Annotated in this window: 20 protein-coding genes, 3 rRNA genes and 2 pseudogenes; 14 read left to right on the forward strand and 11 right to left on the reverse strand. The window is 69.9% G+C overall.

What is annotated here, in order from left to right; all coding sequences use genetic code 11:
* Positions 1-17: 17 nt before the first annotated feature.
* The 3 genes from J0910_RS27525 to J0910_RS27535 are packed head-to-tail and all read left to right on the forward strand — an operon-like array spanning position 18 to position 3,611.
* A complete protein-coding gene (locus tag J0910_RS27525) occupies positions 18-1,526 on the forward strand; it encodes an MmgE/PrpD family protein (protein ID WP_420161439.1) in 1,509 nt (502 codons plus the stop codon).
* A gap of 2 nt (positions 1,527-1,528) precedes the next feature.
* Entirely contained in the window at positions 1,529-2,464 is a 936-nt protein-coding gene (prpB, locus tag J0910_RS27530; RefSeq protein WP_420161440.1) for a methylisocitrate lyase, read from the forward strand.
* A gap of 7 nt (positions 2,465-2,471) precedes the next feature.
* A complete protein-coding gene (locus J0910_RS27535) occupies positions 2,472-3,611 on the forward strand; it encodes a bifunctional 2-methylcitrate synthase/citrate synthase (RefSeq protein WP_420161441.1) in 1,140 nt (379 codons plus the stop codon).
* A gap of 229 nt (positions 3,612-3,840) precedes the next feature.
* On the opposite strand, the gene J0910_RS27540 is transcribed toward J0910_RS27535, so the two are convergent.
* From J0910_RS27540 to J0910_RS27555, 4 genes and pseudogenes are all read right to left on the reverse strand, one after another.
* Positions 3,841-4,032, reverse strand: a complete 192-nt coding sequence (locus J0910_RS27540; protein ID WP_420161442.1) for a DUF397 domain-containing protein — start codon at positions 4,030-4,032, stop codon at positions 3,841-3,843.
* An 8-nt stretch (positions 4,033-4,040) separates the two neighbouring features.
* Positions 4,041-4,319: pseudogene (locus J0910_RS27545) on the reverse strand (Scr1 family TA system antitoxin-like transcriptional regulator); the annotation flags it as partial.
* 260 nt (positions 4,320-4,579) lie between these two features.
* On the reverse strand, positions 4,580-4,783 hold the full coding sequence (locus J0910_RS27550) for a DUF397 domain-containing protein (RefSeq protein ID WP_420161443.1): 204 nt from the start codon (positions 4,781-4,783) through the stop codon (positions 4,580-4,582).
* Positions 4,780-5,625 (reverse strand): helix-turn-helix domain-containing protein, encoded by an 846-nt coding sequence (locus J0910_RS27555; protein ID WP_420161444.1) that lies wholly within the window; start codon positions 5,623-5,625, stop codon positions 4,780-4,782. Before J0910_RS27555 ends, J0910_RS27550 begins: the two co-directional genes overlap by 4 nt.
* Positions 5,626-5,814: 189 nt before the next feature.
* Between J0910_RS27555 and J0910_RS27560 the strand changes: the two genes are divergently transcribed.
* The 7 genes and pseudogenes from J0910_RS27560 to J0910_RS27590 form a co-directional block, all read left to right on the forward strand.
* A complete protein-coding gene (locus J0910_RS27560; RefSeq protein WP_420161445.1) occupies positions 5,815-6,072 on the forward strand; it encodes a hypothetical protein in 258 nt (85 codons plus the stop codon).
* A complete protein-coding gene (locus J0910_RS27565) occupies positions 6,069-6,416 on the forward strand; it encodes a hypothetical protein (RefSeq protein ID WP_420161446.1) in 348 nt (115 codons plus the stop codon). Before J0910_RS27560 ends, J0910_RS27565 begins: the two co-directional genes overlap by 4 nt.
* The gene (locus tag J0910_RS27570) at positions 6,413-6,601 is read left to right on the forward strand and encodes a helix-turn-helix domain-containing protein (protein WP_420161447.1); all 189 of its coding nucleotides are present in this window, start codon (positions 6,413-6,415) and stop codon (positions 6,599-6,601) included. Before J0910_RS27565 ends, J0910_RS27570 begins: the two co-directional genes overlap by 4 nt.
* A 128-nt stretch (positions 6,602-6,729) precedes the next feature.
* The gene (locus J0910_RS27575) at positions 6,730-6,990 is read left to right on the forward strand and encodes a hypothetical protein (RefSeq protein ID WP_420161448.1); all 261 of its coding nucleotides are present in this window, start codon (positions 6,730-6,732) and stop codon (positions 6,988-6,990) included.
* A 379-nt stretch (positions 6,991-7,369) separates the two neighbouring features.
* A complete protein-coding gene (locus tag J0910_RS27580) occupies positions 7,370-7,903 on the forward strand; it encodes an MvdC/MvdD family ATP grasp protein (protein ID WP_420161449.1) in 534 nt (177 codons plus the stop codon).
* Positions 7,900-9,108 (forward strand): methyltransferase domain-containing protein, encoded by a 1,209-nt coding sequence (locus J0910_RS27585; protein WP_420161450.1) that lies wholly within the window; start codon positions 7,900-7,902, stop codon positions 9,106-9,108. The genes J0910_RS27580 and J0910_RS27585 overlap by 4 nt, the downstream gene beginning before the upstream one ends.
* Positions 9,109-9,322: 214 nt before the next feature.
* A pseudogene (locus J0910_RS27590) lies at positions 9,323-9,607 on the forward strand (hypothetical protein); the annotation flags it as partial.
* On the opposite strand, the gene J0910_RS27595 reads toward J0910_RS27590, so the two are convergent.
* Complete coding sequence (locus J0910_RS27595) at positions 9,543-10,256, reverse strand: helix-turn-helix domain-containing protein (protein ID WP_420161451.1); 714 nt, start codon at positions 10,254-10,256, stop codon at positions 9,543-9,545. The pseudogene J0910_RS27590 and the gene J0910_RS27595 sit on opposite strands and share 65 nt — an antisense overlap.
* Positions 10,257-10,286: 30 nt before the next feature.
* Here J0910_RS27595 and J0910_RS27600 point away from each other — a divergent pair, with 30 nt between their 5' ends.
* A complete protein-coding gene (locus J0910_RS27600) occupies positions 10,287-10,751 on the forward strand; it encodes a DoxX family protein (RefSeq protein WP_420161452.1) in 465 nt (154 codons plus the stop codon).
* A gap of 104 nt (positions 10,752-10,855) precedes the next feature.
* On the opposite strand, the gene rrf is transcribed toward J0910_RS27600, so the two are convergent.
* The 4 genes from rrf to pcrA all read right to left on the reverse strand — a co-directional run bounded on the left by rrf (position 10,856) and on the right by pcrA (position 19,030).
* Positions 10,856-10,973: ribosomal RNA gene (rrf, locus tag J0910_RS27605) — 5S ribosomal RNA — on the reverse strand.
* 98 nt (positions 10,974-11,071) lie between these two features.
* A 23S ribosomal RNA gene (locus J0910_RS27610) occupies positions 11,072-14,158 on the reverse strand.
* A gap of 339 nt (positions 14,159-14,497) precedes the next feature.
* Positions 14,498-16,029: ribosomal RNA gene (locus J0910_RS27615) — 16S ribosomal RNA — on the reverse strand.
* Together the 16S, 23S and 5S rRNA genes form the textbook arrangement of a ribosomal RNA operon.
* 691 nt (positions 16,030-16,720) lie before the next feature.
* On the reverse strand, positions 16,721-19,030 hold the full coding sequence (gene pcrA / locus J0910_RS27620; RefSeq protein ID WP_420161453.1) for a DNA helicase PcrA: 2,310 nt from the start codon (positions 19,028-19,030) through the stop codon (positions 16,721-16,723).
* A gap of 191 nt (positions 19,031-19,221) precedes the next feature.
* On the opposite strand from pcrA, the gene J0910_RS27625 reads away from it, so the two are divergent.
* Complete coding sequence (locus J0910_RS27625; protein ID WP_420161454.1) at positions 19,222-20,157, forward strand: nucleoside hydrolase; 936 nt, start codon at positions 19,222-19,224, stop codon at positions 20,155-20,157.
* A 70-nt stretch (positions 20,158-20,227) separates the two neighbouring features.
* Here the strand turns inward: J0910_RS27625 and J0910_RS27630 are convergent, their stop codons facing one another.
* Positions 20,228-20,899, reverse strand: coding sequence for a response regulator (locus tag J0910_RS27630; protein WP_420162108.1), 672 nt, complete (start codon positions 20,897-20,899; stop codon positions 20,228-20,230).
* Positions 20,900-20,957: 58 nt separating this feature from the next.
* Positions 20,958-22,172 carry an ATP-binding protein gene (locus J0910_RS27635; protein ID WP_420161455.1) on the reverse strand — a complete coding sequence of 405 codons (1,215 nt, stop codon included), beginning with the start codon at positions 22,170-22,172 and terminating at the stop codon, positions 20,958-20,960.
* A 189-nt stretch (positions 22,173-22,361) separates the two neighbouring features.
* On the opposite strand from J0910_RS27635, the gene J0910_RS27640 reads away from it, so the two are divergent.
* Together J0910_RS27640 and J0910_RS27645 are read left to right on the forward strand one after the other, a co-directional pair.
* Positions 22,362-23,714 carry a PspC domain-containing protein gene (locus J0910_RS27640; protein ID WP_420161456.1) on the forward strand — a complete coding sequence of 451 codons (1,353 nt, stop codon included), beginning with the start codon at positions 22,362-22,364 and terminating at the stop codon, positions 23,712-23,714.
* Positions 23,701-23,907: a hypothetical protein gene (locus J0910_RS27645; RefSeq protein ID WP_420161457.1), complete on the forward strand. Its 207-nt coding sequence runs from the start codon at positions 23,701-23,703 to the stop codon at positions 23,905-23,907. Before J0910_RS27640 ends, J0910_RS27645 begins: the two co-directional genes overlap by 14 nt.
* The last annotated feature ends 21 nt before the right edge of the window (positions 23,908-23,928 follow it).

Consider the following 23,928-nt stretch of genomic DNA (forward strand, 5'->3'; position numbering starts at 1 on the left):
ACCAGAAAAGGCTGCGCATGCAGGCACACCGGGTCCGCGCCCACAAGAGTTCCGAGCCGCTGGAGCCGCCCGCCCAGCTCGCCCACCGCATCGCCGAGGTCGCCGCCGACCCGGTCCCGGTGGACGCCGAGACCACCGAGATGGTCGGCAACCGGATCATCGACAACGCGGCCGTGGCCGCCGCCGCGCTCCGCCGCCGCCCGGTGCGCAGCGCCCGCGCCCAGGCGCTCCGCCACCCCTTCGCACCCGGCGCCGCCGTACTCGGCGCCCCCGCCTCCACCCGCGTCTCCCCCGAGTGGGCCGCCTGGGCCAACGGGGTCGCCGTCCGCGAACTCGACTTCCACGACACCTTCCTCGCCGCGGACTACTCCCACCCCGGCGACAACATCCCGCCGGTGCTCGCCGTCGCCCAGCACACCGGCCTGGGCGGGCGCGAACTCGTCCGCGGCATCGCCGCCGGCTACGAGATCCAGGTGGCCCTGGTCAAAGGCATCTGCCTGCACGAGCACAAGATCGACCACATCGCCCACCTCGGCCCGTCCGCCGCGGCCGGCATCGGCGCCCTGCTCGGCCTGCCCGTCTCCGCCGTCCACCAGGCGGTGCAGCAGGCCCTGCACGTCACCACCACCACCCGCCAGTCCCGCAAGGGCGAGATCTCCAGCTGGAAGGCGTACGCCCCCGCGTTCGCCGGGAAGATGGCGGTGGAGGCCGTCGACCGCGCGATGCGCGGCGAAGGCGCCCCCTCCCCCGCCTACGAGGGCGAGGACGGCTTCATCGCCCGCCTCCTCGGCGGCTTCGGCGCCTCCTACACCGTCGAACTCCCCGCCCCCGGCGAGCCCAAGCGCGCCATCCTGCAGACCTACACCAAGGAGCACTCCGCCGAGTACCAGAGCCAGGCCCTCATCGACCTGGCGCGGCGGATGCGCCCCCGCGTCGGCGACACCTCCCGGATCCGCTCGGTGACCATCCGCACCAGCCACCACACCCACCACGTGATCGGCACCGGCGCCGGGGACCCGCAGAAGACCGACCCCGGGGCGAGCCGGGAGACCCTGGACCACTCGATCATGTACATCTTCGCGGTGGCCCTGCAGGACGGCGCCTGGCACCACGAGCGCTCCTACTCCCCCGAGCGGGCCCGCCGCCCCGACACCGTCGACCTGTGGCGCAGGATCACCACCGTGGAGGACCCCGCCTGGACCGAGCGCTACCACAGCACCGACCCGGAGAAGAAGGCGTTCGGCGGGCACGTCGCCATCGAGCTGGACGACGGCTCGGTGATCACCGACGAGCTCGCGGTCGCCGACGCCCACCCGCTGGGCGAGCGCCCCTTCACCCGCCCCGACTACATCGCCAAGTTCCGCACCCTGGCCGACGGCGTGGTCTCCCGCACCGACCAGGACGCCTTCCTCGACCTGGTGGAGCGGCTCCCCGAACTCGCCCCCGAGGAGGTCCGCCGGCTCACCCTCACCGAGGACCCCGCGACCGCCCCCGGCGACCTGCCCGTCTCGAAAGGACTGTTCTGACCATGCGGTACGCCACCACCACGCCGAACGAGCGCCGCCGGGCCCTGCGCGACGGCCTCGCCTCCGGCCGGCTGCTGCGCGTCCCCGGCGCCTTCAACCCGCTGACCGCGGTCCTCATCGAGGAGCTCGGCTTCGACGGGGTGTACGTCTCCGGCGCGGTCCTCTCCGCCGACCTGGCCCTGCCCGACATCGGCCTGACCACCCTCACCGAGGTCGCCGACCGCGGCGGCCGGATCGCCCGCAGCACCGACCTGCCCGCCTTCATCGACGCCGACACCGGCTTCGGCGAACCGCTCAACGCCGCCCGCACCGTGCAGACCCTGGAGGACGCCGGCCTGGCCGGCTGCCACCTGGAGGACCAGGTCAACCCCAAGCGCTGCGGCCACCTGGACGGCAAGGCCGTGACCGGCACCGACGAGATGGTCCGCCGGATCCGCGCCGCCGTGCAGGCCCGACGCGACCCCGACTTCGTCATCTGCGCCCGCACCGACGCCCGCGCCGTCGAGGGCCTGGACGCCGCGATCGAGCGCGCCCGCGCCTACGTCGACGCCGGCGCCGACATGGTCTTCCCCGAGGCCGTGCGGGACGCCTCCGAGTTCGAGGCGTTCCGCAAGGCCGTGGACGTCCCGCTGCTGGCCAACATGACCGAGTTCGGCAAGAGCGAGCTGCTCACCGCCGGGCGGCTGGAGTCCATCGGGATGAACATGGCCATCTACCCGGTCACCGCGCTCCGGCTGGCCATGGGCGCGGTCGAGGCCGGCCTCACCGAGCTCCGCGACGCCGGCACCCAGACCACCGGGCTGATCGAGCGCATGCAGACCCGCTCCCGCCTCTACGAGCTCCTCGACTACGACTCCTACACCGCCTTCGACTCCGGCGTCCACGACTTCGCGCCGCCCGCCGGGGACGAGCCGAACACATCCGAACGGAAGGGGTGAGACGGCCATGGCCGACACCGCGATCCACAAGGGCCTCGCCGGGGTGGTCGCCGATACGACCGCGATCTCCACGGTCGACGCCGCCACCGACTCGCTCACCTACCGCGGCTACCCGGTGCAGGACCTCGCCGAGACCCGCACCTTCGAGGAGGTCGCCCACCTCATCTGGACCGGTGAGCTGCCCGGACCCGAGCAGCTCACCGCGTTCACAGCCCGCGAGCGGGCCGGCCGCGCCCTGGACCGCAACACCCTCGACCTGCTGCGCCGCGTCCCCGAGTCGGCCCACCCGATGGACGTGCTGCGCACCGCCATCAGCTACCTCGGCGCCGACGACCCGGCCGAGGACCGCGGCGCCGACCCGGCCACCGCCGAGCGGCTGATGGCCCGGCTGCCGTCGGTCATCGCCGCCGACCGCAGGCGCCGGCACGGCCTGGACCCGATCCCGCCCGACCCGTCCCTGGGCTTCGCGGAGAACTTCTTCCACATGTGCTTCGGCGAGGTCCCCGACCCCGAGGTGGTCCGCTGCTTCGAGGCCTCCCTGGTGCTCTACGCCGAGCACGGTTTCAACGCCTCCACGTTCGCCGCCCGCGTCGTCACCTCGACCCGCTCCGATGCCTACAGCGCGGTCACGGCGGCCATCGGCGCGCTCAAGGGCCCGCTGCACGGCGGCGCCAACGAGGCCGTCATGCACATGCTGAACGAGATCGGCACCGCCGACCGGGCCGAGGAGTGGGTGGAGCGCGCCCTCGCCGAGAAGCGGCGCATCATGGGCTTCGGGCACCGCGTCTACAAGCACGGCGACTCCCGCGTCCCCACCATGCACCGCGCCCTGGCCCGGATGGCCGGGGCCCGCGGCGCCGGCGACCTGATGGAGCTGTACGCGGCGGTGGAGCGGGCGATGGCCGACCGCACGGGCATCCACCCCAACCTCGACTACCCGGCCGGCCCCGCCTACCACCTGATGGGGTTCGACGTGCCGATGTTCACCCCGATCTTCGTGATGTCCCGGATCACCGGGTGGACCGCGCACATCCTGGAGCAGCAGGCCGCCAACGCGCTCATCCGCCCGCTGAGCGCCTACAGCGGCCCCCCGCACCGGGCGGTCCCCGATCAGCGCAGCCAGGTCTCCGCGGTGGCGAAGGGGTAGTCGAGCCGCGCCCGCAATGCCTGGAAGCGGGCCGGCCGCCCGGGAAGGGACCGGCTCGGGCCGACCGCCGGCCCCGCGGCGCCCAGGTGCTGTGGGTGGACGATCCGGCGCACCCGGTGGACCGGCCGGCCCCTGGTTGCTTCGCGCAGACTCCGATCCGATGGGACCGGAATCGAGTACAGGAAGCCCCGGCGCCGGACACGGCGCCGGGGCTTCCTGTCGTGCAGGTCTACCCGTCGTGCTTGACCTCCGCAACGAAGGCGGCCCACTCCTTGGCCCCGAAGAGCAGGTGTCCCAGCTCCCGGTGCTGGGTGTCGCGCACCGCCGATCCGATCGGCAGGTCGGCGACCTCCACGCAGTCGTTCCCGCGAGGGTGGCTGTAGGAGGACTTCCGGAAGGCGCTGTCTGGAATCGAGTGCATGACGCGTCCTAGTCGATGAGTGCTTGTAGTCGTTCGATGGTTTCCTGCGGCCGGTAGGCCGCAAGCCGGAGGTGGTCGGCGAGGCGGCGGTAGCGCGCCACCTCTTCGGCGTCCTCCAGGTACAGTCCGTCGGTCTCGGTCTCCAGGTAGACCACCGGCGGGTCGATCACTTCGGGGAAGTCCATGATCACGAACGACCCTCCGGACGCCGGGTTCAGCCGCCGAGACGACGTCATCTGGATGGTGATCGTGGGCGCGGCCGCCATCTCCAGCAGGTGGGCCACCTGCTCCCGGAGAAGGTGGAGGGTTTCCTGTCTGTGGCTCGGGGCGGTGGGAGCATGGTGAACGACGTCCGCGAGCGCGCCGCCCTGCTCTGGAGGAGCCCGTGACCGAAGCCGCCCGCCGGGGTGTGACCGGCCCCGGCTGAAGTCTCATCAATGGGCGTCTGCGCTGTAGCTCCCGGGCGCCCAGTCACCTACTATGTGAGCGGGAATAGAGTGCGAGCGGCCCTCGGAGAAGATCCGAGGGCCGCTTTCATGTCGCGAATCTAGGTGAGGTCGCTGCGTACCCCGTGGACGAAGGCGGCCCATTCGGCAGCGGGGAACCCCAGGGGAGCCGCGTCGGGGTGCCGGCTGTCCCGCACAGCGCACACGGTCGGGGTCTCAGCGACCTCGACGCAGTTGCCACCCTTGGGCTGGCTGTAGCTGGACTTGTGGAACAAGGCGTTGGGAATAGAGCGCGTCGATGTCATGTCTGGTCGGTCAATTCTCGTAGTCGGGCGATGGTCTCCCCAGGGCGGAGCGCCCCGAGGCGCAGGTGATTGAAGAGGCGCCGATACCGCGCGACCTCCTCGGCTTCTTCCAGGTAGAGGCCGTCGGTGTCAGTCTCCAGATGCACAACCGTGGGATCTACACGGTTCGGGAACTCGGTGATCACGAACGGGCCGGCACTCCCGGCGTTGAGCTGGTCTGCCCTGGTCATCTGGATGGTGACCGTGTTGTCGTCTTCGGCCAGCTCCAAGATGTGGGCGATCTGCGCGGTCATGACCTCGGGGTACTGGCGGAGCCGAAGGAGCACCCCCTCGTCGAAGATCGCCCACAGCTCCGGCGGGTCGTCGGTGAGGATGCGCTGCCGCTCGATCCGGCTGTCGATGACCCTCTGTACGTCGTGAGGCTGTGCCAGGGCAGCTCGGGCGGTCACCTCGATGTACTCCGGAATCTGAAGCAGTCCGGGCACCATCAGCGGCTCCCAGGTCGAGATCACCGACGCTTCCATCTCGAACCCCACATAGCGCCCCGGCAACACGTCTCGATAGCGAGCCCACCATCCGCGCTCGCGCGACTGCCGGCACAGCTCCAGGATCTCCTCGCGCTCCCGCTCGTCGGTCACCTTGCACGCGTCGAGGATGGCCCGGACCTCCGCAAGCTGGGGCCGCTGCTTCGCTCCCGACTCGATGTTGCCCAGGGTCGACTTCGGGATCTCGGCCCGCTTCGCGGCCTCCTCCAGCGTGATCCGCGCGGCTGAGCGGATGCGCCGAAGTTCTGCGGACAAGCGGCGTCGCCGGACGGTCGGGCTGTAGCGATGGGCGGCCATAGGGGTCTCCTCCAGGGTGCGCTGCTCTGAATCGTAGAGCCGTAACCAAGAAACGGACATTCCGGAATCCAGGACTCGGATTCCAACTAAATCTTCAACATCCCTTGCAGACTTGGATTCCAAGTTTCAATATGAGAGAGCACTCTATCCCGCCGGGCTTCCCACCCGGCCGACCCCCTTGGGGGATCCATGTCCGCTTCTCCACACGCGCCTCCGTGCACCTGCGGCCGGTCCGGCGCCCAGGCCCTTCTGGACGCCGTCGCCGAAACGCTGGCCCCGCCGCCGGCCCTCGACCCCTGGCGGCGGCAGGACCTGCTCGCCCGCCGCGCCGACCACGTCGCCGCCGTCCTGGCGATGTCCGGCGAGGTCGGCGCCGACGCCCTGCTCGACGGCGTCCGCCAGGCCCCGGTGTTCTTCCCGGTCGACTACCGGGAGGCGACGCTGTGACCATCACCTACACCCCGCCGCTGCTCAGCGGCCCCGCCTGCGACCGCCTCGCCGACCTGACCCTGCGCTACACCGCCTGGTCGCTGACCTACGGGACCGACGGCGCCGGCGCCGTCGCCTACACCGCCTCCCACGGCGCCGGGGTGAGCCTCACCGCCCGCGACCCGGACACCCTCTCCTTCCTGCTGCGCATCGCCGACGAGCGGATGCTGGACCTGGAGCCGCCCCCGCCGCGGGTCCGCCCCTACCTCATCGCCTGGGAACGCCACCAGGCCGCCGAAGAGCAGGCCGAACTGGCCGACCTGGTGCGCGAAGCCCTGACCGGGCAGGAGGCACCGGCATGATCACCGGCAAACACCTGATGACCACGGCCGAAGTCGCCGACCTGTTCCGAGTGAACACCCGGACCGTCTCCGCCTGGGCCCGGGAAGGCCGACTCGTGTCCGTGCGCACCCCCGGCGGTGACCACCGCTTCCCGGAGGAGACGGTCCTGCGTTTCCTCTCTCCTCGCGCCGAGGAGGCGCAGTGACCGCAGACGAACACGGGCGCCCCGCACGGCGCCCCCGGGGGACCGGCGCCGGGGCCCTGAACCGCCGCCCGCCCGCGTCATCCCTTCCGCGGGCGGGCGGCACCCCCGGGGAGAAAGCCGAGACCGCCATGCCCGAGCCCGACACGGCGCCTGCCCGGATCTTCTACCCGCGCCCGAGAGTGCACCGCCCCGACCCGGCCACCGAGGCCGCCGACGACCTGTACGACCGCCTGTCCGAGCTGCTACGCGAGCGCGGCGGCACCAAGGCCGACCTGGCCGAGCGCCTGACCGCCGCCGACGCCGCGTTCGACGCCCTGGACGAGCATTTGCACACCGGCGGCCGGCTGCCCACCCCGTGGCGGCGCGCCACCGCCCCTGACCAGAGCTGACAGAACCGAGGAGACTCCCGTGCGGAAGAGCATCCGCGACGCCGTTTCTCCTCCGCCCTCGTCGGGCCGGGGAGCGCCGCGGGCGAGCCACCGCACCAGACCACCCCACGCGCCGGGTCGAGGGGCCCGGCGCACCCGCAGGCGTCCGCCTCTGCACGCGGACGCCCGGCTCCGCTCCCCCCGCCACAGGGGAGGGAGCCCGCCCCCGCCGCCCGCCCGGCCCCACTCGTCTGCCGGGCGGGCGGCCACCTCCGGCCCTGGCCGGCCCCCGGTCGGCCGCTTGCGGCCGCGCCCGTCACAGGTGCCCGACACAGGGCCACCGCGACCGCCCGCAGTTCACCCACGACAACTCGCCGCGGCCGCCGAGGCAGGGCTGGACGTGCCCGAGACCCTGATCACCTCCGACCCCCAGGCCGCCCGCGACTGGGCGAAACACCTCGGCAAGCCGATCGTCTACAAACCCCTGAACGGGGTGTGGCACGCCGACGAGGGCCAGGCCCGGCTGATCTACACCACCCCCGTCCGCGACCCCGGCGACCTCCTCGACCCCCGCCTCGCCCTGACCGCCCAGCTGTTCCAGGAGCGCGTCCCGCTCGGGTTCGCGGTGCGCGCCACCATCGTCGGGGAGAAGGTGTTCGCCGCGCGGATCGACACCGACGACCCGGCGGCCCGAGAAGACTGGCGCGCCGCCTACGACGCGCTGCGCCACTCCGTGATCGAACTCCCCTCCCCGGTGACCGCCAGCCTGGTAGAGCTGCACCGGCGGCTCGGGCTGGTCTACGGCGCCGCCGACCTGCTCTGCGACCCCGGCGGGCGGTTCTGGTTCCTGGAGACCAACCCGTCCGGCGAGTTCGGGTGGATCACCGACCGCACCGGCCTGCCGATCGCCGACCTGCTGGAGGAAGCCTCATGAGCACCGCTGAAACCCTGGCCGACGAACTGGGCCTGACCGGATGGCTGCGAGAGGCGGTGCTGGCCGTGCCCCGCCAGGAGTTCGCCCCCGGCACCGGGTGGGCCGCCCCGGCCCGGGGACCGGGATACCCGATCGACCGGGCCGCCCGCCCGCGGGAATGGCTCCGGGCGGTGTTCTCCGACGCCGCGGTGGTCACCCAGTGGGAGGACGGGCCGACCGACCCCGGCGAGGTGGATCCGCTCCGCTCCCCGGCCTCCAGCTCCCTGTCCGCCCCCGGAATCGCGTTCGGCTTCCTGGACCTGCTCGCGCCCCGGCCCGGGGACCGGGTGCTGGAGATCGGCACCGGCACCGGCTACACCGCCGCCGTGCTCGCGGAGCGGGTCGGCGGGGGCAGCGTCACCAGCATCGAGGTGGACCCGGCGGTCGCCGCGCAGGCCGCCGAAAACCTCAAGCGCGCACGGTACGCCCCGCACCTGGTGGTCGGCGACGGCGCGCAGGGGCACCCCGGCGGCGCGCCGTTCGACCGGGTGCACGCCACCTGCGCCGTCCGCCGCATCCCGGGCGCCTGGGTCGCCCAGAGCCGGCCCGGCGGGGCCATCGTCGCCCCGTGGCAGCCCGGCCACGACTGGGGGTGGATGGTCCGGCTGACGGCGGACGGCGAAGGGGCCGCGCACGGCCGGCTCCACGGCCGGTCCGGCTACATGATGCTGCGCGGGCAGCGCACCGAGATGCGCTTCCGCCAACACCACCGCGAGGACGCGGACATCTCCACGACGGAGCTGGACCCGCGCAGCATCGCCGACGGCGGGGACGGCGCCGAACTGGCCATCACCGCGCTGGCGCCCGACATCAAACTCATCCCCCGCACCGGCGGCGACGGCGCCTTCACCCTGGCGCTGTACGAGATGGGCGGGCCGGGCGGCTCGTGGGCGGTCTGCGAGCATTCTCCCGGCGCCGACAGGTTCGAGGTCGCCCAGTACGGGGCGCGGCGCCTGTGGGACGAGGCCGAGGCCGCCTATCTGCGCTGGGTGGGCGCCGGAAGTCCCGATGCGGAACGGTTCGGCCTCACCGTCGGCGCGGACGGCCGGCACCGGGTCTGGCTGGACTCGCCCCGCAACCCGGGGGCCCTTCCGGACGGTCTTCCGACCTGTTCCGATGACCGGGCCTGCCGGCAGCAGCCCGGTCCGTCCATCCGAAAGGGATGAGATGACCACCCCCTCACGCCCATGACCCGGCCGTTCCACCGCTGCGGTTCGTCTGGCTGGAGATCACCGGCAAGTGCCGGCTCGCCTGCGCCCACGGCACCATGACCGCCGGCGACCGGCGGCGCGCCATCGACGAGGTCGCCGACACCGGCGCCGGCATGGTCCAGTTCATCGGCGGCGAACCCGTCCTCCCCCCGACCTCGCCGACCTGATCGGCCACACCCTGGGCATCCTCGACTGAGAGGGGGGAGGCGCCCCGCCCGGCCGGGGCGCCTCCCCCCTGTACTGCCGCAGCCTCACCCACCCGCCGACCGCCCGCCGGGTGCGCGAGGTCTTCGCCGACCGGCTCGACACCCCCGACGGGGTGCGCGCCCAGCTGTTCGTCATCGCCAGCAGGGTGGACGCCTCATCCGCACTGGGCCTCCTCCGCCGCCCTACCCCCGCGCGCCGCGCAGCGACCCCGGGGTCCGGCCCAGCAGCCCGCCGGCCGTCCGGGTGAAGTGCGCCTGGTCGGCGAAGCCGGCCTCGGCCGCCGCGTCCGCCGCGGACCCGTCCGCGAGCAGGCCGATCGCCGAACGCAGCCGGGCCCAACCGCGCAACCGCACCAGCGGCACCCCCACCGAGGCCCCGACCAGCGCCCGCAGCCGCACCGGCGACAGCCCCACCTCGGCGGCGATCGCGCCGATCCGCCCGCTCTCCCCGCCGGCCCGCATGCTCGTCCGGACCGCGTACTCCACCCGCGGGTCGAGCGGCGCCCCCGCCCCGGTCACCCGGGTGAGCTCCGCGAAGGCCGCGGACGTGTCCGGATTCTCGGCCGGCGGCCCCAGCGCGGCGAGCAGCCTGCGCACCTCGCCCCCGCCGAGCGGCACCGGTCCCGCCGCCGGGCGCAGTAGCCAGGGATCGACGAAGAGCGCGGTGAACGCCCCCGCCGCAGTGCACAGGTGCCCGGTCTCCGGCGGGACGGCCAGCCCTGCCCCGCCGATCCTCCGGCCGTCTCCGAGGACGGCCTCGACCGGACCGCCGCGCCCCAGGACCACCTTCCAGGCGGGCCCCCTGTGCCGGCCGACCCCGAAGGCGCCGTCCTCCGCGTAGACCGTCATCTCGGCGCCGGCGGCCAGCGCCGACCGGCGATCGCTCCGTTCAAGCACCCACGTCCGGCAGGCCGCCATCATCGCCCCATGACCGACTCCGCCGTTCCCGCCACGCCCGCTCCGCCCATGGACACGCTCCTCACGGACATACCGCCCTCGCTCTTCCCCGCAGCGGCCGGCCCCGGCGCTCCCGTCGCCATGGCGCTCGGCTGCTTCCTGGGAGCGGTCGGCCTCTGCCACTTCGCCTTCCGAAGTTACTTCCGGTCCCTGGTCCCATCCTGGCTGGCCCCCGTCTCGGGGCCGCTGGTCCTCGTCAGCGGGGTGGTCGAGATCCTGCTCGCCGTGCTGCTCTTCGTCCCGGGAACCCGCTCCCCCGCCGCCTGGGGCGCGGCGGCTCTCATCACCGGCTACCTGGTGTCCCATTTCGATGCGCTGGCCCGGAGCGACCGCGACGCCCGGCGCTTTCTCGACCGGCCCGCGGGCGGAGCGGCACGCGTGGCCGTCAATCTGCTCTATATCGCCTGGGCCGTGACCGCGGCCGTTCTCTCCTGACCTTCGGGCCGACCAGGGAATGCATGTTTCACATGTTCACAAGGCGGTGCGAAAAAAGGGCCCCCCAGCACCCCGAAAGGCACCAGGAGACCCCCGAAAAAGAAATGCGGCGGCGACCTACTCTCCCACCCCCACCATGGAGGCAGTACCATCGGCGCAGGGAGACTTAACGACCGGGTTCGAAAAGAGACCGGGTGTGACCCTCCCGCCATGACCACCGCAAACCCAACAGACCCGCGGACCCCCCACCCGCCGAAACCCCCAACACGAGGCCCCCGGCGGCGGGGGAAAAACAGTGTGCGCGAACACCCAGCATCTGCGGCGGACAAGCCCTCGGCCTATTAGTACCGGTCAGCTCCACGCCTCACGACGCTTCCACACCCGGCCTATCAACCCGGTCGTCTACCGGGAGCCTTACCCCCTCGAAGGGGCAGGAGACCTCATCTCGAAGCAGGCTTCCCACTTAGATGCTTTCAGCGGTTATCCCTCCCGAACGTAGCCAACCAGCCATGCTCCTGGCGGAACAACTGGCACACCAGAGGTTCGTCCGTCCCGGTCCTCTCGTACTAGGGACAGCCCTTCACAAGTCTCCAACGCGCGCAGCGGATAGGGACCGAACTGTCTCACGACGTTCTAAACCCAGCTCGCGTGCCGCTTTAATGGGCGAACAGCCCAACCCTTGGGACCAACTCCAGCCCCAGGATGCGACGAGCCGACATCGAGGTGCCAAACCATCCCGTCGATACGGACTCTTGGGGAAGATCAGCCTGTTATCCCCGGGGTACCTTTTAGCCGTTGAGCGACACCGCTTCCACACGCCGGTGCCGGATCACTAGTCCCTGCTTTCGCACCTGCTCGACACGTCCGTCTCACAGTCAAGCTCCCTTGTGCACTTACACTCAACACCTGATTGCCAACCAGGCCGAGGGAACCTTTGGGCGCCTCCGTTACCCTTTGGGAGGCAACCGCCCCAGTTAAACTACCCACCAGACACTGTCCCCGAACCGGATCACGGCCCAAGGTTAGATGCCCGAAACAGCCAGAGTGGTATTTCACCAACGCCTCCACCGCCACTAGCGTGACCGCTTCACCGGCTCCCACCTATCCTACACAAACCATCCCAAACACCAATGTCAAGCTATAGTGAAGGTCCCGGGGTCTTTCCGTCCTGCTGCGCGAAACGAGCATCTTTACTCGTAGTGCAATTTCACCGGGCCCATGGTTGAGACAGCGGGGAAGTCGTTACGCCATTCGTGCAGGTCGGAACTTACCCGACAAGGAATTTCGCTACCTTAGGATGGTTATAGTTACCACCGCCGTTTACCGGCGCTTAGATTCCCAGCCTCGACCCCGAAAGATCTAACCGGTCCTCTTAACGTTCCGGCACCGGGCAGGCGTCAGTCCGTATACAGCGTCTTACGACTTCGCACGGACCTGTGTTTTTAATAAACAGTCGCTTCCCCCTGGTATCTGCGACCCCACCCAGCTCAGAAAGCAAAGTTCCATCACCGGACAGGGCTCCCCTTCTCCCAAAGTTACGGGGACAATTTGCCGAGTTCCTTAACCATGGTTCACCCGAACGCCTCGGTATACTCTACCTGACCACCTGCGTCGGTTTCGGGTACTGGCCGCCCGCGAACTCGCTAGAGGCTTTTCTCGACAGCACGGGATCACTCACTTCACTGAAAACAGCTCGGCATCACGCCTCACCCTTGTGAGGGGCACGGATTTACCTGCACCCCGGGCTACACGCTTACCCCCGGACAACCACCGCCGGGTAGAGCTACCCCACTGCGTCACCCCATCACTTACCTACTACCCCATCGGGTCCCACGCCTCCACCATCATCCCCCCGAAGGGAGAAAACGGCTTCGGTGGTGGTTAGCATCAAAGGACTCGGTATCGGACGCGCACGGACGGGTACGGGAATATCAACCCGTTGTCCATCGACTACGCCTGTCGGCCTCGCCTTAGGTCCAGACTCACCCTGGGCGGATTAACCTGCCCCAGGAACCCTTAGTCAATCGGCGGCAACGTTTCTCACGTTGCTCTCGCTACTCATGCCTGCATTCTCACTCGCACGCCCTCCACGACACGGTCACCCGGCCGCTTCACCGAACGCACGACGCTCCCCTACCAACCCGCACAAACGTGCAGGCTCCACGGCTTCGGCGGTGTGCTTAAGCCCCGCTACATTATCGGCGCAGAATCACTTGACCAGTGAGCTATTACGCACTCTTTAAAGGATGGCTGCTTCTAAGCCAACCTCCTGGTTGTCTCAGCAACTCCACAACCTTTCCCACTTAGCACACGCTTAGGGGCCTTAGCCGATGATCTGGGTTGTTTCCCTCTCGACCACGAAGATTATCCCCCGCAGTCTCACTGCCGCGCTCCACCTGACCGGCATTCGGAGTTTATCTGACGTCAGTAACCTTGTCGGGCCCATCAGCCAAACAGTAGCTCTACCTCCAGCAGGCAACACGCGACGCTGCACCTAAATGCATTTCGGGGAGAACCAGCTATCACGGAGTTTGATTGGCCTTTCACCCCTACCCACAGCTCATCCCCCAGGTTTTCAACCCTGGTGGGTTCGGGCCTCCACGACCTCTTACAGCCGCTTCACCCTGGCCATGGGTAGATCACCCCGCTTCGGGTCTGCAGCATGCGACTCATGCGCCCTATTCAGACTCGCTTTCGCTACGGCTACCCCACCCGGGTTAACCTCGCCACACACCACAACTCGCAGGCTCATTCTTCAAAAGGCACGCCATCACCCGGCTTGGGGCTCTGACGGCTTGACAGCACACGGTTTCAGGAACTATTTCACGACCCCTCACCGGGGCACTTTTCACCTTTCCCTCACGGTACTAGTGCACTATCGGTCACCAGGACGTATTTTGGCTTAGCAGGTGGTCCTGCCAGATTCACACGGAATTTCACGGGCTCCGCGCTACTCGGGAGCATGCCAACGCCCAGGCTCTTCCTTCACCTACGGGACTCTCACCCACTACGGCTCCGCTTCCCAACGGATTCGGCTAAAAGAACCATCAGCGCACCCGGCCGGCAGACCGGGAACAGGCACATCCCACAACCCCGCGAACGCAACGACCGCCGTCTATCACACGCCCGCGGTTTAGCCACATCCCCTTTCGCTCACCACTACTCAGGGAATCACTGTTGTTTACTCTTCCTGCGGGTACTGAGATGTTTCACTTCCCCGCGTCACCACCGACCGCCCTATACATTCAGGCGGCGGCAACCCGACACGACTCGGGCTAGGTTTCCCCATTCGGACACCCGCGGATCACAGCTCGGTTGACAGCTCCCCGCGGCCTATCGCGGCCTCCCACGTCCTTCATCGGCGCCTGGTGCCAAGGCATCCACCGTATGCCACATTCACTTGGCCACCACAGATACAAGATGCTCGCGCACACTATCCACGAATCAAAACACCAGCCACGAACCCGCCTAAAACACCCGCAACCCAGCCGGCGCACCAACCCGAACAGGCAGGAACCGGACAACCAGGGAAGACAGGGTCTTCGACCGGGGTGGCACCCGGAAACAACCAGCGGTTGCTCCCTCAGACACCCAACAGCGCGCCCCGAGGCCTTCCAGAAAACCTCGGGGAAGTTCAATCTCTACGGCCATCCCGGAAAACCCCAGGCCGAAGCCTGCGAGTCCGGGTCCACTTTCGAGTCCGCCGGCCAAACTTGGAAAACAGCCGGCTGCAAAAGACTCCTTAGAAAGGAGGTGATCCAGCCGCACCTTCCGGTACGGCTACCTTGTTACGACTTCGTCCCAATCGCCAGCCCCACCTTCACCCGCTCCCTCCCGAAGGTTGGGCCACAGGTTTCGGGTGTTGCCGACTTTCATGACGTGACGGGCGGTGTGTACAAGGCCCGGGAACGTATTCACCGCGGCATTGCTGATCCGCGATTACTAGCGACTCCACCTTCATGGGGTCGAGTTGCAGACCCCAATCCGAACTGAGACCGGCTTTTAGGGATTCGCTCCGCCTCACGGCATCGCACGCCCACTGTACCGGCCATTGTAGCATGTTTGCAGCCCAAGACATAAGGGGCATGATGACTTGACGTCATCCCCACCTTCCTCCGAGTTGACCCCGGCAGTCTCCCATGAGTCCCCACCATCACGTGCTGGCAACATGGAACAAGGGTTGCGCTCGTTGCGGGACTTAACCCAACATCTCACGACACGAGCTGACGACAGCCATGCACCACCTGTCACCGATCCCCGAAGGACCCACCATCTCTGGCGGTTTACCGGTGATGTCAAACCTTGGTAAGGTTCTTCGCGTTGCGTCGAATTAAGCAACATGCTCCGCCGCTTGTGCGGGCCCCCGTCAATTCCTTTGAGTTTTAGCCTTGCGGCCGTACTCCCCAGGCGGGGCGCTTAATGCGTTAGCTGCGGCACGGGAACCGTGGAAAGCCCCCACACCTAGCGCCCAACGTTTACGGCGTGGACTACCAGGGTATCTAATCCTGTTCGCTCCCCACGCTTTCGCTCCTCAGCGTCAGGTAAGGCCCAGAGACCCGCCTTCGCCACCGGTGTTCCTCCTGATATCTGCGCATTTCACCGCTACACCAGGAATTCCAGTCTCCCCTACCTACCTCTAGCATGCCCGTATCCACTGCAAAACCGGGGTTAAGCCCCGGCCTTTCACAGCAGACGCGACACGCCGCCTACGAGCTCTTTACGCCCAATAATTCCGGACAACGCTCGGACCCTACGTATTACCGCGGCTGCTGGCACGTAGTTAGCCGGTCCTTATTCCCCACCTACCGTCAACCCCGGGAGAACCCGGGGCCTGCGTGAGTGGTAAAAGAGGTTTACAACCCGAAGGCCGTCATCCCCCACGCGGCGTCGCTGCGTCAGGCTTCCGCCCATTGCGCAAGATTCCCCACTGCTGCCTCCCGCAGGAGTCTGGGCCGTGTCTCAGTCCCAGTGTGGCCGGTCGCCCTCTCAGGCCGGCTACCCGTAATCGCCTTGGTAGGCCGTTACCCCACCAACAAGCTGATAGGCCGCGAGCCCATCCCCGACCGACAAGACTTTCCACCCGAACCCATGAGGGTGCGGGTCGTATCCGGTATTAGACGGCGTTTCCACCGCTTATCCCGGAGTCGGGGGCAGGTTGCTCACGTGTTACTCACCCGTTCGCCGCTCGTGTACCCCCGAAGGGGCCTTACCGCTCGACTTGCATGTGTTAAGCACGCCGCCAGCGTTCGTCCTGAGCCAGGATCAAACTCTCCATCAAGGTCTAACCCACCCGCCGGTCGCCCGGGGGTGAAACCTGGAAGAGAAACCCTGACCGAACCCGGGTGGCGGAAAAACCACCCGATATCCAATCAAAGGAACCCTACGGACCATCGGCCGAAAGACCGCGATCCGACGGGGCCAAAACAAACATGGCACATAAAGTATTGAACACGCGCTGTTGAGTTCTCAAGAAACAACCGCTCATCCCGTAGAAGCTTCCCCGCCGATCTTGGATCGGCCCGGTCGCTCTTCCGCTAGAGGCGGCGCTTTCCGCTTTTTCGGGGCTGACCCCTCGCCGTCGAGCTTATCAGAAGCTCTGGCTTGAGACCAACTCTCCCAGTTTACTCAGAAATTCCTACCCGTCAAGGACCGGTGAGGTTTTCCGGAGTGGTTCCCACCCTACAAGGCCGCCGCGAGTGCTCGCGCCATCCGTTGGAGTGGGGGTCGGCCGCTCTGCGGTGTGACCCGCTTCCGCCTGCCGATGTCTCAACTCTACAGGCTCCCCGCAGTGCTTCGGACGCTTTCCCGGAAACTCCGGTGTGTCTCCGAGGCGTCCCCCGGGTTGCATCCCCGCGTCCACCGGCCGTACGGCGGATGTCCCCCTGTACGCCGAAGGGCCGGCGCCCGCGCGGCGCCGGCCCCTGGTGTGCTTCTCCCGCGAGGCCTCCGCGGACCCTCTCCGCGGATCCCTAGAGCTTCTCGATCGGGGCGAACTTGACCAGGAAGTCCTTCTCCCCGATGTCCGCGCCGAAGTCGATGCGCGCCTTGGTCTTGTCCCCGGCGCCGTCGACCAGCATCACCGTGCCCATGCCGAAGGAGTCGTGGGTGACCTTGTCCCCCGGGCTGAGCAGCGGGACGTCCTTGGCGGGGCGGCGCGCCGGCGGTTCGCGGCGCGGGCGCGGGGAGGACAGGCTCGACATCGAGGACTCCGCCCGGCGCCAGTCGACGAGCTCGCCCGGGACCTCGTCCAGGAAGCGCGACGGCGGGTTGTAGGACGGGGTGCCCCAGGCGCTGCGCACCGCGGCCCGGCTCACGTACAGCCGCTCCTGCGCCCTGGTGATGCCGACGTAGGCGAGCCGGCGCTCCTCCTCCAGTTCGCGCTTGTCGCCGAGGGTCCGCATGTGCGGGAAGACCCCGTCCTCCATGCCGGTGAGGAAGACGACCGGGAATTCCAGCCCCTTGGCGGCGTGCAGGGTCATCAGGGTGACGACGCCGCCGCCCTCCTCCGCGTCCGGGATCTGGTCGGTATCGGCGACCAGGGAGATCTGCTCCAGGAAGTCGACCAGGGTCGGCTCGCCGGGTCCGGTGTCCGGCTCCGCCCCCTCCTCGGCACCCTCGTCCTCGGCGCCCTCCTCGGCGTCCTCCGGGTAGAGCGGGCCGGAGAAGGTGTTCTCGAACTCCCGGGCGACGTCGACGAACTCCTCCAGGTTCTCCACCCGGCTCTCGTCCTGGATGTCCTTGGAGGCGGTGAGTTCGGAGAGGTAGCCGGTGCGCTGCAGCACCGCCTCCACCAGCTCCGCCGGGGAGGAGGTCTCCACCATCCCGCGGAGCTCGTCCAGCAGGGCGTTGAACTCGCGGATCGCCTTCAGCGAGCGGGTGGCCAGCCCGGGCGCCTCGTCCGCGCGGGCCAGTGCGCGGGCGAAGGAGGTGCGCTCCCGGGCGGCGAACAGCTCGACGGTCTCCTCGGCCCGGTCGCCGATGCCGCGCTTGGGCACGTTGAGGATGCGGCGCAGGCTGACCGTGTCCTCGGGGTTGGCCAGCACCCGGAGGTAGGCCAGGATGTCGCGGATCTCCTTGCGCTCGTAGAAGCGGAGCCCGCCGACGATCTTGTAGGGCAGCCCGGTGCGGATGAAGACGTCCTCGAAGACCCGGGACTGCGCGTTGGTCCGGTAGAAGACGGCGACGTCGGAGGGCTTCGCGGCGCCCTCGTCGTTCAGGGTGTCGATCTCGCCGACGACGAACGCCGCCTCGTCGTGCTCGTTGTCGGCCACGTAGCCGGTGATCCGGGGGCCGGCGCCCTGGTCGGACCAGAGGTTCTTCGCCCGGCGGCCGTCGTTCCGCTCGATCACCGCGTTCGCGGCGTTCAGGATGGTCTGGGTGGAGCGGTAGTTCTGCTCCAGCAGGATGGTGCGGGCCTGCGGGTAGTCCCGCTCGAACTCCAGGATGTTGCGGATGCTGGCGCCGCGGAACGCGTAGATGGACTGGTCGGCGTCGCCCACCACGCACAGCTCGGGCGGCGGGGCGGCCGCGGGGGCGCCCCCCTCCGCGCCGGCGTCCCCGACGAGTTCGCGGATCAGCGCGTACTGGGCGTGGTTGGTGTCCTGGTACTCGTCGACCAGCAGGTGCCGGAACCGGCGCCGGTAGTGCTCGGCGACGTCGGGGAACATCTGCAGCAGGTTGACGGTGACCATGATGAGGTCGTCGAAGTCCATCGCGCCGGCCTCGTGCAGCCGCCGCTGGTAGAGCGCGTAGGCCTCGGCGAGCCGCTTCTCCTGCTCGGTCTGCGCCTGGTCGGCGTGGGTGTCGTAGTCGACCAGCTCGTTCTTGAGGTTGGAGACCTGGGCCGAGAACGACTTGGGCGGGAAGCGCTTGGGGTCGAGGTCGAGCTCCTTGCAGACCAGCTGCATCAGCCGCTTGGAGTCGGCGGAGTCGTAGATGGTGAAGTTGCTCGGGTAGCCCAGCCTGGTGGCCTCGCGGCGGAGGATCCGCACGCAGGCCGAGTGGAAGGTCATCACCCACATGGTGTTGGCGACCCGGGAGCCGAGCAGGCCCTCGATCCGCTCCTTCATCTCGGCCGCGGCCTTGTTGGTGAAGGTGATCGCGAGGACCTCGCCGGGGCGCACGCCGCGCTCGGCGAGCAGGTGGGCGATGCGGTGGGTGAGGACCCGGGTCTTGCCCGACCCCGCCCCCGCCACGATGAGCAGCGGGGAGCCGGAGTGCGTCACGGCTTCCCGCTGGGGGGCGTTCAGGCCTTCGAGGAGCGACTCTGCAGAGGACACCCGTCCAGCCTACGAGGGTTCCCGGGCTGCTTCCTCCCCGCTCCGGGAGGGCCGGTGGAATACCGTCGCCCGCCCGGCCGTCGAATAGGGTGGTCGGTCGGGCATTTCGCTCCGACAGCCACGTTCCACCTGCGAACGGCCGCGCTCCGCCCGGAGCGCCCGCCGTCCCGAAAAACGATTGGGGGGCTCCCGTGCGCGTCTTCATCGACTGCGACCCGGGGATCGACGACGCCTTGGCGCTCGCCTACCTCACCGCCGACTCCGGTGTCGAGCTGGTCGGCGTCGGCACCGTGTTCGGCAACAACAGCGTCGACATCACCACCGACAACGCGCTCCGGCTGCTGGAGCTGTACGGCCGCCCGGAGGTCCCGGTCGCGCGCGGCGCCGAGCGGCCGCTGGTGCAGGAGCCCAGCCTGGCCGAGTCGGTGCACGGCGCCAACGGCCTGGGCGACGTCGAGCTGCCCGCCCCGGCCGGCTCCCCGGTCGAGGAGTCCGCCGCCGAGCTGCTGGTCCGGCTGGCCCGGGAGAACCCGGGCGGGATCGACCTGCTCGCGGTCGGCCCGCTCACCAACATCGCGCTGGCCCTGGCGCTGGAGCCGCGGCTGCCGTCGCTGCTCCGCAAGGTCGTGGTGATGGGCGGCGCGGTGCAGGAGCCGGGCAACGTGACCCCGTGGGCCGAGGCGAACACCTCCAACGACCCGGAGGCCGCCGAGCGGGTGTTCGCCGCCGGCTTCGACCTGGACCTGGTGGCGCTGGACGTCACCATGAAGACGGTGGCGCCCGGGGAGTGGCTGGACGAGCTGAAGACGCTGGCCGGTGAGCGCGCCGGGAAGACCGCCGCGTTCCTGGACTTCTACTACGGCTGGTACAGCAGCGTGTTCGGGGTGCGGCAGAGCGCCATGCACGACCCGCTGGCCGCCGGGATCCTGCTGGACCGGTCGCTGGTGACCCGGTCGGTGGACCGCCCGGTCATGGTGGAGCTCAAGGGCGAGTACACCCGCGGCCTGACCATCGCCGACCTGCGCCCGTTCTCCACCGCGGAGGGGGCGGAGCGGCCGCTGGTCACCCTGGTGCAGGAGGTCGACGGCGACGCGTTCCTCAAGCGGATGATGGACGCGCTGCGCTAGCGCCGGATCCGGTCGCGGCCCCTTCCCGGTTCCGGGGAGGGGCCGCGGTGCTCCGGGGCCGGGGCGGCGCTCAGACGAGTTTGCGGGCGGTGGCCCAGCGGCTGAGTTCGTGCCGGTTGGAGAGCTGGAGCTTGCGCAGCACCGAGGAGACGTGCGTCTCCACGGTCTTCACCGAGATGAAGAGCTCCTTGGCGACCTCCTTGTAGGCGTAGCCGCGGGCGATCAGCCGGAGCACCTCGCGCTCGCGCTGGGTCAGCCGGTCCAGCTCGGGGTCCATCGGCGGGGCGTCGGTGGCGGAGAACGCGTCCAGCACGAACCCGGCCAGGCGCGGGGAGAAGACCGCGTCGCCGTCGGCCACCCGGACGATGGCGTCGGCGAGCTCCTTGCCGGAGATGGTCTTGGTGACGTAGCCGCGGGCGCCGCCGCGCACCACGCCGATGACGTCCTCGGCGGCGTCCGACACCGACAGGGCCAGGAAGCGGATGTCGGGGTGCTTGGCCAGCACCCTGCGGAGCACCTCCACTCCGCCGCCGCCGGGCAGGTGCACGTCGAGCAGGACCAGGTCGGGGCGGTGCTCGGTGATGACCCGGACCGCCGCGTCGACGTCGCCGGCCTCGCCCACCACCTCGACCGCGTCGCCCAGTTCGCCGCGGACACCGCTGCGGAACAGCCGGTGGTCGTCCACGATCACGACGCGGGGGACCTCCGCGCCGTCGGCGAAGGTGCTCTTACCGTCTCCCACAGTGTCTCCCACACTGTGGACTGTACCCATCCGGGCGGCCCGGCCGGGAGCGGTGCCCTCATTCGGCCGCGGTGATCCGCGGCATCCGCAGCTGCACCTCGGTTCCCTCGCCCGGGGCGGTGCGGATCCGGGCGCTGCCGCCGTGCCGCTCCATCCGGCCGATGATGGAGCCGCGCACGCCCATCCGGTCCTCGGGGACGGCGTCCAGGTCGAAGCCCTCGCCGCGGTCCCGGACGAAGACGAGCACCTCGTCCGGTTCGACCTCGCCGAAGACCGAGACGGTGTCGGTGCCGGCGTACTTGGAGGCGTTGACCATGGCCTCGCGGGCGGCGCGCAGCTCGGCGTGGACCGCGTCGTCCATTTCGCCGTCGCCGACGCAGACCACCTCGATCGGCACCCCGTGCTCCTCCTCCACCTCGGCCGCGACCCGTTCCAGGGCGGCCTTGACGGTGCTCTCCGCGTCGGCCGGGCGCTGGTAGAGCCAGCTGCGCAGGGCGCGCTCCTGCACCCGGGCCAGGCGCTGGACCTCGCGCGGGTCGGAGGCGCGGCGCTGGATGAGGGTGAGGGTGTGCAGCACCGAGTCGTGGATGTGCGCGGCGAGTTCGGCGCGCTCCTGGCTGCGGATGCGCTCGCGGCGCTCCCGGTCGCGCTCGCGGACCAGGCCGACGATCCAGGGGGCGGCGATGAGGCTGATCCCGGCGAGCATGGCCAGCGCGAAGGTGAGCCCGGCCCGGGCCTCGTGCAGCTGCTGCTGGAAGGCGAGGAAGCCGAACACCCCGATGACGATGAGCATGATGCCGGCGCCCGCCCGCATCCAGCTCTTCCGGCTGCGGATCGCGGTGACCGAGACCCACTCGTCGCGCTGGGCCGGGTTGGCCTGCTGCCAGAGGATGGCGGCGCCGATGGCGCCGAAGACCAGGAACCACAGCAGCGGGTCGAACAGGCCGCCGAAGACCAGGAAGAGGACGCCGAGGCCGGCGGCGAGGGCGAGGTAGCCGAGGAGCTGGCTGAGGTCGCGGCCGCGGCGGCGGGAGGCGTCCTGCTCGTCCTCCCGGGTCTCCGCCCCGTTCTCGACGGGTACCAGGAAGAACAGGGTGGCGTAGACGGCGATGCCGATGCCGCCGAAGGCGAGGGCGAGCAGGGCGAGCCGCGCCACCACGGGGTCGATGCCCAGGTGGTGGGCGAGGCCGGCGCCGACCCCGCCCAGCAGGCGGCCCTCGCGCGCCCGGTACAGGCGGGGCTCCTCTTCGGCCGCCGTGGTCTCCGCCGCCATCGCGTCGCGTTCTCCGTTCCGTGGCCGGTGCTCGGCTACCAGGATGCCGCGCGGCGGGCCGGGGCGGCATCAGGGGCTCGCCCGGAGCGGGCCCGGAGCGGGGCGCGCGGGGCTCAGGGTGGGGTCAGGGTCGTCCCGGATGGGAAACGGTGCTGGTGGGCGCGACCATGGTGGCGTGGAGGAGACGTGGTGAGGACCGTGGACGAGGAGCCGGAGGCCGAGGAGGGCACGCTGCGCCGCGACCGCGACGCGGGGGTGCTGACCGGTGTCTGCACCGGCCTGGGCCGCTACACCGGCACCGATCCGGTGGTGTGGCGGGTCGCCTTCGCGCTGACCGGGCTGGCCGGCGGCGCGGGGGTGCTGCTCTATGTGGGCGCCTGGCTGACGATGCGGGACGCCGACGGCGGTCCGGCCATGTTCGAGCAGCTGCTGAACCGGAGCATCCCGCCGCGGGCGGTGCCCGCGCTGCTGGCCGTGGCGCTGGCCGCGCTGACCGCGCTGAGCCTGGTCGGCGGGTTCGGCTGGGGGACGATGGTGCTGGCCGCGCCGCTGATCCTGGGGCTGCTCTCGGCCCGCAACCGCGGCGTCAACCTGCAGCGGCTCTTCCGCGAGCTGCCGTCGCTGCTCAGGGCGCACCGGCCGCCGCCGGCCGCGCCGGCCCCGGAGCCGAAGCCGGCCTACTACAACCCGGCCCAGCCGTGGGCGCAGCCGCTCTCGGGCCCGATCGACCTGGCGGTGGTGGCCGGCCGGGGCGGCGAGGAGGACGCCGAGGAGGAGGCGGACGGGGGCGGGGAGGCCCGCGAGGACGGGCCGGACGGAGGCGGGGAGCGGGACGGGAGCAGCGGATGCGGGGTGCCGCACCCGCGGGCCGGGCGGCGGTCCCGGCGCGACCGGGGCGTGCGGCTGCTCGCCTTCGCGTTCTGGGCGGCCGTCGCGGCGGCCGGGGTCGCGATGATCGCCACCGGCCGCTATTCGGCGGACACGCTGTTCGGCCCGGAGACCGGGCCGGTCTACCTGGGGAGCGTCGCAGTGATCATCGGTGCGGCCCTGCTCGTCGGGGCGTGGGCGGGCGACCCGCGCGGCCTGGTCGCCGCGGGCGTGCTGGCGGTGGCGCTGACCGCCGCCTCCGCCGCCACCGACCTGACCGAGCTGCGGTTCGGCAGGGCCGAATGGCATCCGCGGAGCGCCGCGGACCTGGCTGAAGAGGAGTACCGGTTGACCGTGGGAACCGCTGATCTGGACCTGACCGGGATGGAGCTGGATCCCGGGGAGCGGGTGGACGTCGAGGCCGACGTGCGCTTCGGGGCGCTGGACGTGTTCGTCCCGCCCCAGGCCCGGGTGGTGGTGAACGGGAGCGCGGTGGTGGGCGAGATCCGGATGCAGGGGTGGATGCGCTCGGGGACCCGGCTGAAGGCGGCCAACACCTTCGAGCCCGAGGCCCCCGCGGGCGGGCGGAAGGGGGGCGGCGCGGAGCCGCCCACCCTGGTCGTCAACCTCTCCTCGTACGCGGGCGATCTGGAGGTGCACCGTGTCGCGCCGTAGGACCGACTGGGGCTCGCTGGTCGCCGGCCTCCTCTTCATCGGCCTGGGGGCCGCGTTCGTGGTGCGCGGCACCGGGGACTGGGGTTTCGACCTGGTCTGGGTGCTGCCGGTGCTGGCGATCGGGTTGGGGCTGGCGGGGATCGCGCGGGCCCTGGTGAAGTCGCGCGACCGGGAGGCCCGGCGCGGGGGGTAGTGATCCAGGTCACTTTGTTTT

It is taken from the genome of Nocardiopsis oceanisediminis (assembly GCF_048595525.1).
GTDB lineage: Bacteria > Actinomycetota > Actinomycetes > Streptosporangiales > Streptosporangiaceae > Nocardiopsis_A > Nocardiopsis_A oceanisediminis.

What these genes read in the sequence shown, in the direction of transcription:
- prpB (WP_420161440.1), top strand. Translation starts at nt 1,529, where the DNA reads ATGCGGTACGCCACCACCACGCCGAACGAGCGCCGCCGGGCCCTGCGC.
- J0910_RS27550 (WP_420161443.1), bottom strand. Translation starts at nt 4,783, where the DNA reads ATGACATCGACGCGCTCTATTCCCAACGCCTTGTTCCACAAGTCCAGC.
- J0910_RS27560 (WP_420161445.1), top strand. Translation starts at nt 5,815, where the DNA reads ATGTCCGCTTCTCCACACGCGCCTCCGTGCACCTGCGGCCGGTCCGGC.
- J0910_RS27635 (WP_420161455.1), bottom strand. Translation starts at nt 22,172, where the DNA reads ATGGCGGCGGAGACCACGGCGGCCGAAGAGGAGCCCCGCCTGTACCGG.
- J0910_RS27570 (WP_420161447.1), top strand. Translation starts at nt 6,413, where the DNA reads ATGATCACCGGCAAACACCTGATGACCACGGCCGAAGTCGCCGACCTG.
- J0910_RS27555 (WP_420161444.1), bottom strand. Translation starts at nt 5,625, where the DNA reads ATGGCCGCCCATCGCTACAGCCCGACCGTCCGGCGACGCCGCTTGTCC.
- J0910_RS27535 (WP_420161441.1), top strand. Translation starts at nt 2,472, where the DNA reads ATGGCCGACACCGCGATCCACAAGGGCCTCGCCGGGGTGGTCGCCGAT.
- J0910_RS27585 (WP_420161450.1), top strand. Translation starts at nt 7,900, where the DNA reads ATGAGCACCGCTGAAACCCTGGCCGACGAACTGGGCCTGACCGGATGG.
- J0910_RS27540 (WP_420161442.1), bottom strand. Translation starts at nt 4,032, where the DNA reads ATGCACTCGATTCCAGACAGCGCCTTCCGGAAGTCCTCCTACAGCCAC.
- J0910_RS27575 (WP_420161448.1), top strand. Translation starts at nt 6,730, where the DNA reads ATGCCCGAGCCCGACACGGCGCCTGCCCGGATCTTCTACCCGCGCCCG.
- J0910_RS27525 (WP_420161439.1), top strand. Translation starts at nt 18, where the DNA reads ATGCAGGCACACCGGGTCCGCGCCCACAAGAGTTCCGAGCCGCTGGAG.
- J0910_RS27600 (WP_420161452.1), top strand. Translation starts at nt 10,287, where the DNA reads ATGACCGACTCCGCCGTTCCCGCCACGCCCGCTCCGCCCATGGACACG.